Here is a 15,891-nt window from a genome sequence, read left to right as displayed (position 1 = left end):
GAGGTGACGACCATGGCCACCGCGATCGCCAAGGCCGAGGCCGCTGAGTCGGTCGAGCACGCCGCACGTCTCGCGCACGTCTCGAAGTCCTTCGCCGGCCCCGCCGGTGACCAGCTCGTCCTCGACGACATCAGCCTCGATGTCGCGCCGGGCGAGTTCGTCACCCTCCTGGGGGCCTCGGGCTGCGGCAAGTCCACACTGCTGAACCTGGTGGCGGGGCTCGACGCCCCGTCCGCCGGGCAGATCACCACCGACGGGCGACCGGCTCTGATGTTCCAGGAGCACGCCCTGTTCCCGTGGCTGACCGCGGGCAAGAACATAGAACTCGCCCTGAAGCTCAGGGGGGTTCCCAAGGCGGAGCGGCGCGGCCGCGCCGAGGAGCTGCTCGAACTCGTCCGGCTCCAGGGCGCGTTCGGCAAGCGGGTGCACGAACTGTCCGGCGGTATGCGTCAGCGCGTGGCGCTGGCGCGTGCACTGGCGCAGGACAGCCGGCTGCTGCTGATGGACGAGCCGTTCGCCGCGCTCGACGCCATCACCCGGGACGTGCTGCACGACGAACTGACCCGGATCTGGGCCGAGACGGGCCTGTCCGTGCTGTTCGTGACGCACAACGTCCGTGAGGCGGTACGGCTGGCGCAGCGCGTGGTGCTGCTGTCCTCGAAGCCGGGGCGGATCGCCCGCGAGTGGCGGGTGGACATCCCGCAGCCGCGGCGCATCGAGGACGCCCCGGTGGCCGAACTGTCCCTGGAGATCACCGAAGTACTGCGTGGGGAGATCCGCCGTCATGGCAAGCACTGAGACGACGGAGGCCTCCGTCAAGGGCGGCGCCGAGCTGGGCGGTCTGGAGGCCGGCCTGGACGCCCTGGAGTCCCGGGCGGTCACCCGGACGCCGTTCCGCAGGACCTTCGTCGACAAGATCCTTCCGCCGATCGTGGCGGTCGCGCTGGTCGTGGTCGTCTGGCAGGCCCTGGTCTCCCTGAAGATCGTCGACGACCCGACCAAGCTGCCCTCGCCCGGCGAGGTGTGGGGCGAGGTCGAGGACGCGTGGCTGAAGGGCACACTCCTCGAGTACATCTGGACCAGCGTCTCGCGCGGTCTGCTGGGCTTCCTGCTGGCCCTGCTGATCGGCACGCCGCTGGGTCTGCTGGTGGCCCGGGTGAAGTTCGTCCGCGCGGCGATCGGGCCGATCCTGTCCGGGCTCCAGTCCCTGCCGTCGGTGGCCTGGGTGCCGCCGGCCGTGCTGTGGCTGGGCCTGAACAACTCGATGATGTACGCGGTCATCCTGCTCGGCGCGGTGCCGTCCATCGCCAACGGTCTGGTGTCCGGCATCGACCAGGTGCCGCCGCTGTTCCTGCGGGCGGGCCGCACCATGGGCGCGACCGGGCTGAAGGGCGCGCGCTACGTCGTGATGCCGGCCGCGCTGCCCGGTTACCTGGCGGGTCTGAAGCAGGGCTGGGCGTTCTCCTGGCGCTCGCTGATGGCCGCGGAGATCATCGCCTCCTCGCCCGATCTGGGCGTGGGTCTCGGGCAGTTGCTGGAGAACGGCCGCAACGCCAGCTCCATGCCGATGGTGTTCCTGGCGATCCTGCTGATCCTGATCGTCGGTATCGCCATCGACCTGCTGATCTTCAGCCCGCTGGAGCGGGCGGTGCTGCGCAGCCGCGGCCTGCTGGTGAAGGGCTGAACCACCATGACCCAGCAGCCGGTTCTCCTCGTCGTCGCCCACGGCAGCCGTGACGCCCGGCACGCCGCGACCGTGCACACCCTCGTGGAGCGGGTGCGGTCGCTGCGGCCGGGGCTGCGCGTGGAGACCGGCTTCCTGGACTTCAACATCCCCTCCGTGCAGGGCGTGCTGGAGTCCCTCGCGGCGGAGGGCGTGCGGGACGTGGTCGCCCTGCCGCTGCTGCTGACCCGCGCCTTCCACGCGAAGGCCGACATCCCGGCGGTCCTGCGGGAGGCGCCGCGTGGACTGCGGGTCCGGCAGGCGGACGTCCTGGGCCCGAGCCCGCTGCTGCTGTCCGCCCTAGAGCGGCGGCTGTACGACGCGGGCCTGACGCCCGCCGACAAGTCCTCGACCGGGGTCGTGCTGGCCTCGGCGGGGTCCACCGACCCGGAGGCGATCGCGGTGATCGCAGCAATCGCGCGGGAGTGGCGGCACACCGGTTGGTGCGCCGTGCGGCCCGCGTTCGCCTCCGCGTCCCTCCCGCGCACCGAGGACGCGGTGCGTGAGCTTCGGGAGCTGGGCTGCGAGCGGGTGGCGGTGGCGCCGTACGTGCTCGCCCCGGGCTTCCTGCCGGACCGGATCGCGCGGGGCGCGGCCGGGGCGGACGTCCTGGCCGAGGTGCTGGGCCCGGCGCCGGAGGTGGCGCGCCTGCTGCTGGAGCGCTACGACGGTGCGGCCCGCGGCTTCGGCCTGGACCGGCCGGTGCCGGACAGCGCCCTCGGGGCCCTCGGGGCCCTCGGGGCCCTGCTGCGGCGAACCGCCTGACCGTGCCGCGCGGCGCGGTCACCGACGGGCCCGGCCGTCTCAGTCGAAGGACAGGCCGCCCGTTCGGGTGCGTTTGAGCTCGAAGAAGTCGCTCTCGCCCGCCAGCACCCGGAAGCTGTCGAAGAGTTCCGCGGCCCGGGTGCCGCGCGGGATCGCCCGCAGCACCGGCCCGAACCACACCGTGCCGTCGACGTGCAGGGTGGGCGTGCCGACGTAGCCGCCCGTGTCCGGTTCGGCGCCCGCCTCGTGGCTGCGGCGCACCGCCTCGTCGTACGACGGGTCGTGCGCGGCGGCGGCCAGGTGCCGGTCGAGGCCGAGTTCGGCGAGGGACTCGGTGACCACGGCGTCGAAGTCGGTCTGCTTCCGCTCGTGGATGCGCGTGCCGAACGCGGTGTAGAGGTCGCGCAGCACCTTCTCCCCGTGCCGGTCGGCCGCGGCCACCGCGACCCGCACCGGGCCGATCGACTTGTCGACCAGTTCCCGGTACCAGCCGGGGAGTTCGTTGCCGGCGTTGTGCAGGTAGAGGCTCATCGCGTGGAAGCGGAGGTCGAGGGCGCGCTCGCGCTCGACCTCCAGCAGCCAGCGGGAGGTGATCCAGGCGAAGGGGCAGGCGGGGTCGAACCAGAAGTCGACCCGGGTGGGTGATCCATCGGTCATGACCTCGACCCTACGAGCCGATTGGCGCAGGGATCTGGTCCAATCCGGCGCTGTCCGCATGGGCCACTCGGTCCGGCGGGCACACTCCTGCGGCGGAGCCACCTGTCCCTTCGCGCCGCGAGATCCGTCAGAAGGGCCCTCGGTCAGACCTCCTCGGTCAGCTCCACCAGTTTCAGGACGGTGTTCCAGTTGCGGCTGGTGGCGACGAGCCCCTTGTTCAGCCGGGGCTTGGCGAGGTCGCCGGCGAGCTTGGAGCGACCGAGGCCGTCCGGCGCGTACAGGTAGAGGGCGCGGTCGCCGAGTCGGAACTCCTCGGGAAGGCGGGCGGCGCGGTCGAGTTCGGCGAAGCGTTCCTCGGTGACGGGGGCGGAGAAGTAGGTGACGTGGAGCTGTTTGGGCTCCAGTTCGGCGGCCGGGAAGGGGCAGTCGTCGGCGACGGCCCTGAGGTAGGCGTGGTCGCGGACGATCACGTCGACGCCGAACCCGAAGTGCTTCTCGATCGCGGCGGCCAGTTCGGCCGCGAGGCTGTCCTCGTCGCCCTCGCCGGTGCTGAACACGGCCTGGCCGCTCTGGAGATAGGTCCGCACGCCGTCGTACCCGAGGCCCTCCATCAGCGTGCGCAGTTCGGCCATCGGAACCTTCCTGCTGCCACACACGTTGATCCCGCGCAGCAGTGCCGCATACGTCGTCATGGACACACCCTAGGCGGGTGGCGGGGCGAATGGCGGGGTTGCGGGGGCTCGGCGGCCACTGTGGGGGGCCTCGGCGGCCGCCGTGCCCCGTGGGGGCGGGCACGGGGGCCGCGTCGAGGTGTCTCCCCTGCTCGCGGGCCCGGGGAGGCCTCGCGAAACTCTGGCGGATGCGTGCGCGCGGATCAACACCTACACGCACTTGTGACTTGTTCAACAAGGTTTCGTAATCACAAACCGGATGACTGCACCCTGATCGCCTCCCCCGAGGCGTTCGAACAGATGTAAGGGGCAACCTCCGCCGTGAAGGGGAGAGATCGGGCCTCCGAGGGGATGAACCCGGTCCGTCGGTTTTCACCGGGCAGCACGAGGAGAAGCGTTTATCCCTCCCATACCTTCGAATCGAACGGTGACGGCAGGGGGCTGTCACCACTCACAAGGGGGCAGCCCGTCATGGCAAAGGGACAGACGAGAGTGCGCGGCTTCGCCGCGCGGGCCGGCGGCTGGAGCGCCCGCCACCGATGGGCTGCCGTGGGCATCTGGGTGCTGTTCGTCGTGCTGGCCATGGGGCTCGGCTCGGCCGCCGGCATGGTCGAGGTCAAGGAGAGCGACCAGCTCAAGGGCGAGACGCACACCGCCGCGAAGATCGTCGAGGACGCCGGCATCGAGGAGCCCGCCGGCGAGACGGTCCTGATCCAGTCGAAGAACGGCTCGGTCAAGGCCACCGACAGCGAGTTCCGCGCCGCGGTCGACGCGGTCATGAAGGCCGTCGACGCCACCGGCGAGGTCACCGACGTCCGCTCGCCGTACGACACGAAGACGATCTCCGAGGACGGCCGCAGCGCGCTGGTGCAGTTCGACATGCGCGGCGCCTCGGACACCGCCGGCGAGCGCGTGGAGCCGGTGCTGAACGCCGTCGAGAAGGTCCAGCGGGACAACTCGTCGCTGCGGATCGAGGAGATCGGCGGCGCCAGCATGATGAAGACGTTCGACGACGCGTTCGGCGACGACTTCAAGCAGGCCGAGTACTCCGCGGTGCCCGTGGCCCTCGGCATTCTGCTCATCGCCTTCGGCGCCCTGGTGGCGGCCCTGCTGCCGGTGCTGCTGGCGGTCACCGCGATCATGGCGACGATGGGCCTGATGGGCATCGCGAGCCATGTCCAGCCGATGGGCGAGAGCGCGAGCTCCGTCATGCTGCTGGTCGGCATGGCGGTCGGCGTCGACTACTGCCTGTTCTATCTGCGCCGGGAGCGCGAGGAGCGCGCGGCCGGCCGGGACCCGCAGACCGCGCTGGCGATCGCCGCCGCGACCAGCGGCCGGGCCATCGTGGTCTCCGGTGTGACGGTGTGTGTGGCGATGGCGGGCATGCTCTTCACCGGGCTCGCCGAGTTCGAGGCGATGGGCCTGGCCTCGCTGATGGCCGTGGCGGTCGCCATGGTCGGCTCGGTCACCGTGCTGCCCGCGGTGCTGTCGCTGCTGGGCGAGCGGGTGGAGAAGGGCCGTATCCCCTTCCTGCGCCGCAAGCAGGCCGACGGGAACACCGAGAGCCGTTTCTGGACCGCCGTGCTCAAGGGCGTGCTCGCCAAGCCGGTCGTCTCGGTGGTGGTCGCGACCGGCGCGCTGCTGGCCGTCGCCGCCCCCGCGGTCGGCATGAAGACCCAGAACCTCACCCTGGACCAGGAGTTCGGCGACTCGCTGCCCATCGTCCAGACGTACACCCGCGTCAACGACGCCTTCCCCGGCGGCTCCGACCCGGCCGAGGTCGTGGTCAGGGCCGACGACATCAACGCGCCCGAGGTGAAGGCGGCCCTCGCCGACTTCCGTGCGCAGGCGGTCAGTTCGGGCGCCTCCCGCGGCCCGGTCGAGATCAAGCTGCACGACGCGCAGAACATCGCGTTCGTCTACGTCCCGCTGGTGGGCGGCTCCGACCTGGACAAGGCGGGCGAGAGCCTGGACAAGCTGCGCGACGAGGTGCGGCCCGCGACGCTGGGCAAGGTCGACGGCGTCCAGGCGCCGATCACCGGACAGGTCGCCGGCTCCAACGACTTCAACGACCAGCTGGTCGGCGCGGTCGTCCCGGTCTTCGTCTTCGTGGTGCTCTTCGCCTTCCTGCTGATGCTGCTGTCCTTCCGCTCGCTGACGGTCGCGATCACCTCGATCGTGCTCAACCTGCTCTCGGTGGGCGCCGCCTACGGCATCCTGGTGGCCGTCTTCCAGCACGGCTGGGGGGCCTCGCTGGTGGGCGCGGAGGGCGTCGGCGCGATCGTCAGCTGGCTGCCGCTGTTCCTCTTCGTGATCCTGTTCGGCCTGTCGATGGACTACCACGTGTTCGTGGTCTCCCGGATCCGTGAGGCCCGGCTGCGCGGGCGCACCACCAACGAGGCGATCGCGCACGGCGTGGTCACCACGGCCGGCGTCGTCACCAGCGCCGCGGTCATCATGGTCGCCGTGTTCGGGATCTTCGGCACGCTGTCCATGCAGTCGATGAAGCAGATGGGCGTCGGCCTCGCGGCAGCGGTCCTGATCGACGCGACGATCATCCGCGGTGTGCTGCTCCCGGCGGTCATGGCGCTGCTCGGCGAGCGCAACTGGTACCTGCCCAGGTGGATGAACCGGCTCCCCGACCTCTCGCACGACGAGCTGCCGGGCGACGCACCCTCCGAGCAGGACGTCCGCGGGCCCGAGCCCGTCAAGGTCTGACAGCGCACCACAGGGCAGGGCCCGTCGGTCTCCACCGGAGCCGGCGGGCCCTGCCCGTTCGCCGTCAGCCGGGCAGCTCGGCCTCGATGAGGTCGGCGGCCCGCCGGGTGCCGCCCTCCTGGGCCATGTCCGCCCGGATCCGCGCCAGCCGTTCGGCGACCTCGGGGTCGTCGACCAGGGCGAGCGCGGTCGCGCGGAGGTTCTCGGCGGTGGCCTCCTCCGTCGGCAACCGGCGTGCCACGCCGAGGGCCTGGAGCATGTCGGCGTTCCCGAACTGGTCGACCGCCTGCGGCACGGCGATCATCGGTGTGGCCGTCGCCAGCCCCTCCTGACTGCCGCCCGCCCCGGCGTGCGTGACGAACAGGTCGGCCTGCCTGAGGATCGCCAACTGCGGCACCCAGGAGTGGACTTCCACATTGCCGGGGATCTCCCCCAGCTCGGCCGGGTCGACGTTCGCTCCGATCTGGAGCACCAGGTGCCAGCCGGGCAGGTCCGCGAAGGCCCGGACGCACTCGCGGTAGAAGGCCGGCTGCCTGGTGAAGGCCGAGCCGAGCGAGACCAGGGCGACCCGGTCGGCGCCGGCGGGCCGCCGCCACTCCCCCTCCTGCGAGCGGTCGCCCTGGCAGGCGCCGACGAACGTGTACACCTTCTCGTCGACCCGGTCGGCGTTCGGCTGGAGCGCCTTGGGGATCAGCACCAGGGAACGGTCGGGCCGGCCGACGAAGGGGTCGGGATGCCTGTCCATCCCGTTCTCCTTGAGCCAGGCCTCGAACCGGGCGTAGTAGGCGCGGCCCCGCTCGGTCCTGCGCGGCTCCTCCCACATCGGCTCGGCGACCTCCTGCTCGTAGCCCTCCCAGGCCACCAGGTTCGGGGACAGGGAGATCGCCGGTACGCCCCAGCGGTGGGCGAGGACCCGGGCCGGATAGGAGGTGATGTCGTGCAGCACGAGGTCGGGCTCGTCGCCCTCGTACGCCTCGATCAGCTGCGGCAGCGCCTGGACGGCGTCGGCGAGGAACGGCTCCACGTTGTCCAGCAGCGTGGTCCCCCATACCGCCGGGTCGTCGTCGGGAGTGGGCAGTGTGGACGTCCACGGCTTCACCTCGGCGCCGGTCGCCGCGACCTTCTCCGCGAAGAGCGGCGGGATCGCGTAGGTCACCCGGTGTCCACGGGCGACGAGCTCGCGGATCACCTCGAGGCTGGGGTTCACATGGCCATGGGCGGCGATGGAGAACATGGCGATGTGTGCGGGCTTCGTCGTCATGGGAAGCAGCCTAAGCGAGACGATACGTCTCGTGCAATAGGTAAGAGACGAGACGTCTCGTATGGCACCGTGCGAGCGCGGCCCCGGCGTGATCACGGCGGATGCGAGACTGGTTCACACGGCCCTGACAGCACGCGGCGAGACGGCACGGAGGCGTAGGGATGGACGAGGCACGGGCGCGGCAGATACTGGCCGCGGCGCGGGTGCTCCCGGGGACGGCCGCACCGGCGCGGCTGCTCGCCCTCGGCGAGAACGCCGTGTTCGCCTGCGGTGACCTCGTCGTCAAGGTGGGCCGTGACGCCGAACTGCTGGACCGGGCGCGGCGGGAGCTGGCCGTCGCCACCTGGCTGGCGGAGGCCGACGTACCTGCCGTACGGGCCGCCTCCGGCGCGGCGCGGCTGGTCGAGGGACACCCGGTGACTCTCTGGCACCGCCTCCCGGACCCGGTCCGGCCCGCCGGGCCCCGCGACCTGGCCGCGCTCCTGCGCGTGGTGCACCGGCTGCCGGCCCCCTCCTTCACGCTGCCGCCGCGTGACCTGCTGGGCGGGGTGGAGCGCTGGCTGCGGCTGGCCGGGGACGCGATCGACCCGGCGGACGCCGCGTATCTGCGCGAGCGCCGCGACGGCTTCGCGGCGGCCGCCGCCGCGCTCACACCACGGCTGGCACCCGGCCCGATCCACGGCGACGCCCTGCCGCGCAACGTCCACGTCGGGCCCGAGGGGCCCGTGCTGGTCGACCTGGAGACCTTCGCCTCCGACTTCCGCGAGCACGACCTGGTCGTCATGGCCCTGTCCCGCGACCGCTACGGGCTGCCGCCCGAGGCCTACGACTCCTTCACCTCCGCGTACGGCTGGGACGTCCGCGCGTGGGAGGGCTGCGGTGTCCTGCGCGGCGCCCGGGAGACGGCGAGCTGCGCCTGGGTCGCCCAGCACGCCCCGGCCAGCCCCCGGGCCCGGACCGAGTTCGAACGCCGGGTGGCCTCACTACGAGACGGCGACGAAAGCGTGCGCTGGTACCCCTTCTGAGAAGCCGACATCCGGCTCCGCCGCGCCTGCGCGACCGGACCTCGCACGTCGGCACCGCCCACATCAGAGGGGCGCGGGGCCGATTCGGCATGCGGCTCCGCCGCGCGGGCGCGACCAGGCCTCACACGGCCAGGACCACCCGAGCAGCGCCGACACCAACCCCGTAAAAGGGGCGCGGGGAACTGCGCAAACCCCCCACGCAGCCGCACCCGAACAAGCCGCGCTACCCCGCCCGAACCCCTGACGCCACCCCCCGGAGGGGCCACGTGGACTCGACCACGGCCTCCGCATCCCCCTTGCGGCGCAGAAACGCCTGAAAGTCCGCCGCCCACTCCGCGTACCACTCGATCTGGCGCCGATGCAGCTCCACCGGCCCGAGGGAGCCGATCTTGGCATGGCGCTCCGCTATCGCGCAGGCGAGCCGCGCCGCGGCCACCGCATCGGCGGAGGCGTTGTGCGCGGAGTCGAGCGGCACCCCGTACTCGGCGCAGACCGCTTCGAGGTTGCGCTTGCCGCGGCGGTAGCGGTCGGCCCAGCGGTCGATGGTGTACGGGTCGATGACCGGGGCGGGATCGACACCGGCGAGGCGGTCGCGCAGGGACGGCAGGCCGTACCGGTGCAGCTCCGCGGAGAGCAGGGTGAGATCGAACGTGGCGTTGTAGGCGACGACCGGTACGCCCGTCTTCCAGTACGTGGCCAGGACGTCCGCCATGGCGTCGGCCACCTGGTCGGCGGGACGGCCCTCGGCCGCCGCGCGCTCGTTGCTGATGCCGTGCACCGCGACCGCGTCCGCCGGGATCTCCACGCCGGGATCGGCCAGCCACTCGCGGCGGCCCAGCACCTGTCCGCCCCTGACCTCTATCACCGCGCCCGTGACGATACGCGCCTCGCGCGGGTCCGTCCCGGTCGTCTCCAGGTCGAATCCGATCAGCAGCTCACGGTGCCAGCCCATGGGCGGTCCCCCTTCTTGGTGGTGCTCTCCCCCAGTGGTCCCCACCTTCGCACGGACCACTGACAACGAGAGGGCGGCGTTCCGCTCGGCCCGACGGGACGGTTCACGACACAGGGCGTGAATCCGCCCAGGCCGTCTCGAACTCCTCCCGGTACGTCGGGAACAGTCCGGCCTCGTCCGCCCCGTACGGTTCCCCGGGCTTCACGACCCGGCTGCCGGCCCGCAGCACCAGCACCGGTGCCTCCATGCCCCGCGAGCGACGCAGATAGGACTGGACGACCGCTATGCCGTCGGAGCCGTCGCCGTCCACCAGGTACGCGGTGAAGCGGGGCGTCTCGTCGTACACCTGGATCTCGAAGGCGCCGGGGTCGCGCAGCCGGGAACGCACCCGGCGCATGTGCAGGATGTTCATCTCCACGGCCCGGGACAGCTCGCCCCGCTTGATGCCCAGCTCGCGCTCGCGCCGCTTGACGGCGCTGGAGGCCGGGTTGAGGAACAGCAGCCGCGCCCGGCAGCCGGCCTCGGCCAGCCGCACCAGCCGGCGCCCGGAGAAGTTCTGCACAAGCAGATTGAGGCCGATACCGAAGGCGTCCAGGCGGCGGGCGCCGCCGAAGATGTCCTCGGCGGGGAACTGGCGCAGCAACCGCACCCGGTCGGAGTGCACCGCGACCACGTCCGCGTACCGGTCACCGACGAGGTCCTCCACGGCGTCGACGGGCAGCCGCCGTGCGGAGGGCACGTCGCCGCCCGCGCCGAGCGTCTCCAGCAGCCGCGCGGAGGCCCGTTCGGCCTGGTTGAGCACCGCCTCGGACAGGGCCCGGTTGCGCGAGACGACGTTGCGCGTCACTTCCAGCTCGTCCAGGGCGAGTTCGACGTCGCGGCGGTCGTCGACGTACGGCTCGAAGCAGGGCCAGTGCTGCACCATCAATTCGCGCAGCTGGGGCAGGGTGAGGAAACTGAGCACATTGTCGTCGGCCGGGTCGAGCAAGTAGCCCTTGCGGCGGCTGACTTCGCGCACGGCGACCGCGCGCTGCACCCATTCCTGTCCGGCCGGTCCGGCCGCGGCGACGACCCAGTCGTCGCCGTGGACGGGTTCGTAGATCGGCCGCAGCACCGCGGCGACGACCGTGCGCAGCCGCTGTTCGACCAGGTTCAGCCAGATGTAGGCGCGGCCCGCGCGCTGGGCGCGGGTGCGCACCTCCCGCCAGGCCTCGGCGTCCCACTCCAGCTCCGGCCCGATGGAACCCGTCTCCATGGGACGGGCCAGTGACACCGTGCCGGGCGGGACGTCTGTGGAGTCCCCCTCGTGACCCTCGTCACCAGGGGGCAGCTCCAGCCCTCCCGAGCCCACCCGCTTACCGCCTTCCGCTCCCCCGAGCTCTCCCCGTCCCAACGATCAAGGAAGCCTACTCCGCGAGCGGTCGGCGGTGCAGCCGGATGGGCAGGGTAGTTTCTCAACTACGCGGCCGCCAGTGGCCGTTCTGCCACGCGAGCTCACCCGGAGTGAGCGGATTCATAGCCGTGACGTCACGAGGGACTACGGAGAAGCCCTGCCAGTGGATCGGCATCGGCTGCTGGTCCTCGTCGCGGGCGATGTGGTGGAAGCCCACGTTCATCCAGACCACGGGGTGGGTGAGGGCCTGGCCGTTCACCCACTTGTCGACGGACTTCGAAGTGGTGCCGGGGCAGCCGGGGTTGTGGCTGGCGAACTTCTCGCACGCGTTGTACTGGGTGACGTACAGGTCGTGCTTGGTGTAACTGCGGCCCGGGTACTTGGTGGTGGAGCCGGGCACGATCTCGTAGGACCTGGGGTGCTTGTCCTTGTTCTTGCCGGTCGCGCTGACCATCCGCCACCAGCGGTAGTTCTTCGCGTCGCCGGCGAGTTCCTTGGTGACCTTGGTGCGAGTGGTCTTCGTGGTCGGGGCGCGGTTGCCCGCGACGGGCGCGGAGACGGTGGAGTCGTACTGCTCGACGGTGTTCTTGGTGGAGCCGTCGAGGGCGAAGTCGAGCCGCCAGAAGACGTTGTGGCTGTGGCTGGTGGCCTTGGCCTGCTCGCCGTTGCCGATCGGCCAGCCGCGGCCGTCACCGGCGTCGTAGTCCTCGTAGGAAAGGCTGCCGGTCGCGCCGACGTTCATGGTGACGGTGCCGTCGTCCTGGAAGCGCCACTCCGTCATGTACTCGTACCAGCCGACCTGGTTGACGGTGTAGACGAGCAGGTCCTTGCCCTGGGCCTGGTAGACCTTGTTGGCCGTGTCGCCCTGCATGCGGTAGGCGTGGCCGCGCGAACGGGTCGTGGTGCACAGGCCCTTGACGTTCGGGTCCTGCCAGGCGTCGGGCACCTTGACGGTCTTGATGGTGCCGCCGGGGCATTCGCCGGGCGCGAGGTTGACCAGGCCCTGGGCGAAGCCGAAGCCGGTGAGGTCGTCGTACTCGACGCTGCCGTCGTCGTAGGGGACGTGGATCTGGCCGAGGCGGGCGCTGTTGAGCACCCTGATGGGCTTGGTCTCACCCTTGGGCTGGTAGGAGATCTTCTCCAGGACGAGCCCGGCCTTGCTGTCATAGCGCCAGCACATGCGCCAGGTGGTGCCGCTGGTGAGCTTCTGCTGGATGCGGTAGGCGGCGCTGCAGTCGGCGGCCGGTGCGGGCGCGGCCTGCGGCTGGGCGGTGGCCGGGCCGGCCGCGGTCGTCGCGCCGGCGGCCAGTGCGGCCACGGACAGGCCCACGGCGGCCCGGCGGGCATGACGGATTCGGTTCGCGCGCATGAGAGGGAACGGCTCCTTGCGAGAAGTGCCAGTGAGTCGAAGGCCGACGGCACGAATGCGCCGGCACGGTGGAGAAGGGGCCGGCGGCACGGTGCGCCGGCCGGGTGAAGAAGGGCCGACGACGGCTCAGCCGAGATCGAGCCTGCCGACCTTGCGGGCGCTCAGGTCGATCACGAACGACCGGGCGTCGATCCACGGGCCGTTCTTCACCTTCGGGAACAGCCGGACGCAGCGGTGCTCGCCGCAGCTGTCGAGGAGGGCGGGCTGGGCCCCCGGGGCCGCCCGGTACACCGCTCCGTTGAGCCACAGCTGGTCAGGAGTGGTCAGCTCCTTGCCGGTGGCGTCCTTGAAGTCGGCCTTCAGGCCGGCCCCGAGCGGGTCGGCGATCAGCAGCCGGGCCGCCTCGGCGTACTCGTCGCGGCTCAGCGGCGGCTGCACCCCGCGCTCGGTGGCGCTCTTCTCGACCTGGCCGGTGTCGAGGTTGACCGTCCGGGTCACCAGGGTGTCGTCGCGGTAGTCGTAGAACTGCACCTCGGCGCGGCGCGGCCCGCCCGGCGTGCCGGACTCCGGCTCGGCGAGGTCGACGGCCAGCCGCTGCGGGCCGCGGTCCCCCGAGACGTCCTCGGCGGAGCCGAGCATCTGGCGGCCGGCCGCGAGCTTCGCGACGCGCTCGACCTCGTCGTCGGTCAGCGGGTCGCGGCCCGTGCCCTTCTCGCCCTCGGCGGGCGCTTCCTCCACCACGCCCGGCGTGTCGGCCGGGCCCTGTCCCGGCGCCGCCTGTCCGGCCGCGGCGGTGCCGCCACCGGTGCCCGCGGCGCCCCCGTTCTCCCCGGCGCCGGCCGTGCCCGGCAGGGTCACCCCCACCATCACGGCGGTCCCGGCCACGGCGATCGCGGCACCGGCCACCACCTTCCCCAGGTGGCGGTGCACTATCGTGCGCACATCTTCCCCCTACTCCCCGTCAAGTCCCCGGGAGTACGTGTCGCCCCACATGTTCGGCATACGTCGTATGCACTGGTCGACCCGTAAGAGGGACGCGAGTCAGGGGTGGTTCCATCACTTTCGGGGAGACTCGAAGGGCAAGGCACCCCCGGGGGCACCGCACACCTGGAAGAGTCGTTTCCATGCAGGTCTGGCCTGGAGAGGCGTATCCCCTCGGCGCCACGTACGACGGCGCCGGCACGAACTTCGCGGTCTTCACGGAGGCCGCGGACCGAGTAGAGCTGTGTCTGCTGCACGACGACGGCTCGGAGACGGCGGTGGAGCTGCGGGAGAGCGACGCGTTCGTCCGGCACGCGTATGTGCCGGGTGTGATGCCGGGACAGCGGTACGGATTCAGGGTCCACGGCCCGTACGCGCCGGAGCGCGGGCTGCGCTGCAACTCGGCGAAGCTGCTGCTCGACCCGTACGCGAAGGCGATCGGCGGCGCGGTCCGATGGGGCGAGGAGGTGTACGGCTACCACTTCGACGCGCCCGAACGGCGCAACGACCTGGACTCGGCCCCGCACTCCATGGCGTCCGTGGTGGTCAACCCGTACTTCGACTGGGGCGACGACCGGCGGCCGCGCACCGAGTACCACCACACGGTGATCTACGAGGCCCATGTGAAGGGCCTGACCATGCGGCATCCGGGCCTTCCGGAGGAGCTGCGCGGCACCTACGCCGCCCTGGCGCACCCGGCGGTGCTCGATCATCTGACCCAGCTCGGGGTGACCGCGCTGGAACTGATGCCCGTACACCAGTTCGTGAACGACCACCGGCTGGTCGACATGGGCCTGAACAACTACTGGGGCTACAACACCATCGGTTTCTTCGCCCCGCACAACGCCTACGCCTCCTGGGGCGACCGCGGGCAGCAGGTGCTGGAGTTCAAGTCGGCCGTGCGGGCGCTGCACGAGGCGGGCATCGAGGTCATCCTCGACGTCGTCTACAACCACACCGCCGAGGGCAACCACCTGGGCCCCACCCTGTCCTTCCGGGGCCTGGACAATCCGTCCTACTACCGGCTCACCCCCGACAAGCGTCACTACATGGACACCACCGGGACCGGGAACTCGCTGCTCATGCGGTCCCCGCACGTCCTTCAGCTGATCATGGACTCGCTGCGGTACTGGGTCACCGAGATGCATGTCGACGGGTTCCGCTTCGACCTGGCGGCGACCCTCGCCCGGCAGTTCCACGAGGTGGACCGGCTGTCGTCGTTCTTCGACCTGGTGCAGCAGGACCCGGTGGTGTCCCAGGTGAAGCTGATCGCCGAGCCGTGGGACGTCGGCGAGGGCGGCTACCAGGTGGGGAACTTCCCGCCGCTGTGGACCGAGTGGAACGGCAAGTACCGCGACACCGTCCGCGACCTGTGGCGGGGCGAGCCGCGCACCCTCGCCGAGTTCGCCTCCCGGCTGACCGGCTCCTCCGACCTCTACCAGGACGACGGGCGCCGTCCGCTGGCCTCCATCAACTTCGTCACCTGCCACGACGGGTTCACCCTGCACGACCTGGTGTCGTACAACCACAAGCACAACGACGCCAACGGCGAGGGCAACCGGGACGGCGAGAGCCACAACCGCTCCTGGAACTGCGGCGCCGAGGGCGAGACCGACGACGAGGACGTGGCACGGCTGCGCGCCCGCCAGATGCGCAACTTCGTCGCCACGCTGATGCTGTCCCAGGGCGTCCCGATGATCAGCCACGGCGACGAGTTCGCCCGCACCCAGCGGGGCAACAACAACGCCTACTGCCAGGACAGCGAGCTGGCCTGGGTCCGCTGGCCGGAGCCGGGGGACGCGGAGGACGGCACGGCGCTGTACGCCTTCACGCGCGCGATGGTGTGGCTGCGCAAGGACCACCCGGTCTTCCGGCGGCGGCGCTTCTTCCACGGGCGCCCGGTGGAGGGCACGCACGACGACCTGTCGGACATCGCCTGGTTCACGCCCGAGGGCCGGGAGATGACCCAGCGCGACTGGGACGGCGCCCAGGCCTCGGCGCTGACGGTGTTCCTGAACGGCAACGCCATCTCCGAGCCCGGCACGCGCGGGGAGCGCATCGGCGACGACTCCTTCCTGCTGATGTTCAACGCCTCCCCCAAGGAGCTGGACTTCCTCGTGCCGGTCGACCACGGGCGGCAGTGGCAGGTGGTCGTGGACACCTCCCAGGAGGACGGCGTCCCGCCCGGCACGGGGCCGAAGGTCGCCGCCGGGGAGCGGCTGCGGCTGACGGACCGGAGCCTGACGGTGCTGCAGCGGCCGGCCTAGGAGCCGGTCGCCGGCGGGGCCTGGGGGGGGGGGGGGGGGGGGGGGGGGGGGGGGGGGGGGGGGGGAACGCAAGACAAGGGAGGAAAGGGAAAGAGAGAAACCGCCCACC

General features: G+C 71.5%; 13 protein-coding genes. 6 read left to right on the top strand and 7 right to left on the bottom strand.

The genetic code is table 11. The annotated features are described in order from the left end of the window. The first annotated feature begins 12 nt into the window (after positions 1–12). Genes ACZ6SQ_RS30170 through ACZ6SQ_RS30160 form a run of 3 tightly spaced genes read left to right on the top strand, consistent with a single transcriptional unit; the run spans position 13 to position 2,488 of the window. Complete coding sequence (locus ACZ6SQ_RS30170; RefSeq protein WP_389321689.1) at positions 13–798, top strand: ABC transporter ATP-binding protein; 786 nt, start codon at positions 13–15, stop codon at positions 796–798. After that, positions 785–1,684, top strand: coding sequence for an ABC transporter permease (locus ACZ6SQ_RS30165; protein ID WP_469567611.1), 900 nt, complete (start codon positions 785–787; stop codon positions 1,682–1,684). The genes ACZ6SQ_RS30170 and ACZ6SQ_RS30165 overlap by 14 nt, the downstream gene beginning before the upstream one ends. A 6-nt stretch (positions 1,685–1,690) precedes the next feature. Further along, positions 1,691–2,488 (top strand): sirohydrochlorin chelatase, encoded by a 798-nt coding sequence (locus ACZ6SQ_RS30160; RefSeq protein WP_469567610.1) that lies wholly within the window; start codon positions 1,691–1,693, stop codon positions 2,486–2,488. Positions 2,489–2,527: 39 nt separating this feature from the next. On the opposite strand, the gene ACZ6SQ_RS30155 is transcribed toward ACZ6SQ_RS30160, so the two are convergent. Continuing rightward, positions 2,528–3,145: a mycothiol-dependent nitroreductase Rv2466c family protein gene (locus ACZ6SQ_RS30155; RefSeq protein WP_469567608.1), complete on the bottom strand. Its 618-nt coding sequence runs from the start codon at positions 3,143–3,145 to the stop codon at positions 2,528–2,530. Between the two features lie 143 nt (positions 3,146–3,288). Then, positions 3,289–3,837 (bottom strand): DUF1697 domain-containing protein, encoded by a 549-nt coding sequence (locus ACZ6SQ_RS30150; RefSeq protein WP_469567606.1) that lies wholly within the window; start codon positions 3,835–3,837, stop codon positions 3,289–3,291. 450 nt (positions 3,838–4,287) lie between these two features. On the opposite strand from ACZ6SQ_RS30150, the gene ACZ6SQ_RS30145 reads away from it, so the two are divergent. Further along, positions 4,288–6,534: an MMPL family transporter gene (locus ACZ6SQ_RS30145; protein ID WP_469567604.1), complete on the top strand. Its 2,247-nt coding sequence runs from the start codon at positions 4,288–4,290 to the stop codon at positions 6,532–6,534. A gap of 64 nt (positions 6,535–6,598) precedes the next feature. Here ACZ6SQ_RS30145 and mgt read toward each other — a convergent pair whose 3' ends face one another. Continuing rightward, entirely contained in the window at positions 6,599–7,795 is a 1,197-nt protein-coding gene (gene mgt / locus ACZ6SQ_RS30140) for a macrolide-inactivating glycosyltransferase (RefSeq protein WP_469567603.1), read from the bottom strand. Between the two features lie 161 nt (positions 7,796–7,956). On the opposite strand from mgt, the gene ACZ6SQ_RS30135 reads away from it, so the two are divergent. Further along, entirely contained in the window at positions 7,957–8,820 is an 864-nt protein-coding gene (locus ACZ6SQ_RS30135; protein WP_469567602.1) for a phosphotransferase enzyme family protein, read from the top strand. Between the two features lie 223 nt (positions 8,821–9,043). Here ACZ6SQ_RS30135 and ACZ6SQ_RS30130 read toward each other — a convergent pair whose 3' ends face one another. The 4 genes from ACZ6SQ_RS30130 to ACZ6SQ_RS30115 all read right to left on the bottom strand — a co-directional run bounded on the left by ACZ6SQ_RS30130 (position 9,044) and on the right by ACZ6SQ_RS30115 (position 13,476). Then, complete coding sequence (locus ACZ6SQ_RS30130; protein WP_469567599.1) at positions 9,044–9,772, bottom strand: exonuclease domain-containing protein; 729 nt, start codon at positions 9,770–9,772, stop codon at positions 9,044–9,046. A gap of 103 nt (positions 9,773–9,875) precedes the next feature. Beyond that, the gene (locus ACZ6SQ_RS30125) at positions 9,876–11,123 is read right to left on the bottom strand and encodes an SAV2148 family HEPN domain-containing protein (RefSeq protein ID WP_469567597.1); all 1,248 of its coding nucleotides are present in this window, start codon (positions 11,121–11,123) and stop codon (positions 9,876–9,878) included. A gap of 103 nt (positions 11,124–11,226) precedes the next feature. Beyond that, a complete protein-coding gene (locus ACZ6SQ_RS30120) occupies positions 11,227–12,534 on the bottom strand; it encodes a copper amine oxidase (RefSeq protein ID WP_469567595.1) in 1,308 nt (435 codons plus the stop codon). Between the two features lie 126 nt (positions 12,535–12,660). Then, positions 12,661–13,476: a Tat pathway signal sequence domain protein gene (locus tag ACZ6SQ_RS30115; RefSeq protein ID WP_469567593.1), complete on the bottom strand. Its 816-nt coding sequence runs from the start codon at positions 13,474–13,476 to the stop codon at positions 12,661–12,663. A 182-nt stretch (positions 13,477–13,658) separates the two neighbouring features. Between ACZ6SQ_RS30115 and glgX the strand changes: the two genes are divergently transcribed. After that, on the top strand, positions 13,659–15,782 hold the full coding sequence (gene glgX, locus ACZ6SQ_RS30110; protein WP_469567591.1) for a glycogen debranching protein GlgX: 2,124 nt from the start codon (positions 13,659–13,661) through the stop codon (positions 15,780–15,782). The last annotated feature ends 109 nt before the right edge of the window (positions 15,783–15,891 follow it).

It is taken from the genome of Streptomyces sp. NPDC048600, from assembly GCF_055587025.1.
This window is presented reverse-complemented; position numbering and strand designations above follow the sequence as displayed.

Coding starts and splice junctions, on each gene's coding strand:
- ACZ6SQ_RS30160 (WP_469567610.1), top strand. CDS start 1,691: ATGACCCAGCAGCCGGTTCTCCTCGTCGTCGCCCACGGCAGCCGTGAC.
- mgt (WP_469567603.1), bottom strand. CDS start 7,795: ATGACGACGAAGCCCGCACACATCGCCATGTTCTCCATCGCCGCCCAT.
- ACZ6SQ_RS30130 (WP_469567599.1), bottom strand. CDS start 9,772: ATGGGCTGGCACCGTGAGCTGCTGATCGGATTCGACCTGGAGACGACC.
- glgX (WP_469567591.1), top strand. CDS start 13,659: ATGCAGGTCTGGCCTGGAGAGGCGTATCCCCTCGGCGCCACGTACGAC.
- ACZ6SQ_RS30120 (WP_469567595.1), bottom strand. CDS start 12,534: ATGCGCGCGAACCGAATCCGTCATGCCCGCCGGGCCGCCGTGGGCCTG.
- ACZ6SQ_RS30145 (WP_469567604.1), top strand. CDS start 4,288: ATGGCAAAGGGACAGACGAGAGTGCGCGGCTTCGCCGCGCGGGCCGGC.
- ACZ6SQ_RS30170 (WP_389321689.1), top strand. CDS start 13: ATGGCCACCGCGATCGCCAAGGCCGAGGCCGCTGAGTCGGTCGAGCAC.
- ACZ6SQ_RS30155 (WP_469567608.1), bottom strand. CDS start 3,145: ATGACCGATGGATCACCCACCCGGGTCGACTTCTGGTTCGACCCCGCC.
- ACZ6SQ_RS30165 (WP_469567611.1), top strand. CDS start 785: ATGGCAAGCACTGAGACGACGGAGGCCTCCGTCAAGGGCGGCGCCGAG.
- ACZ6SQ_RS30135 (WP_469567602.1), top strand. CDS start 7,957: ATGGACGAGGCACGGGCGCGGCAGATACTGGCCGCGGCGCGGGTGCTC.
- ACZ6SQ_RS30150 (WP_469567606.1), bottom strand. CDS start 3,837: ATGACGACGTATGCGGCACTGCTGCGCGGGATCAACGTGTGTGGCAGC.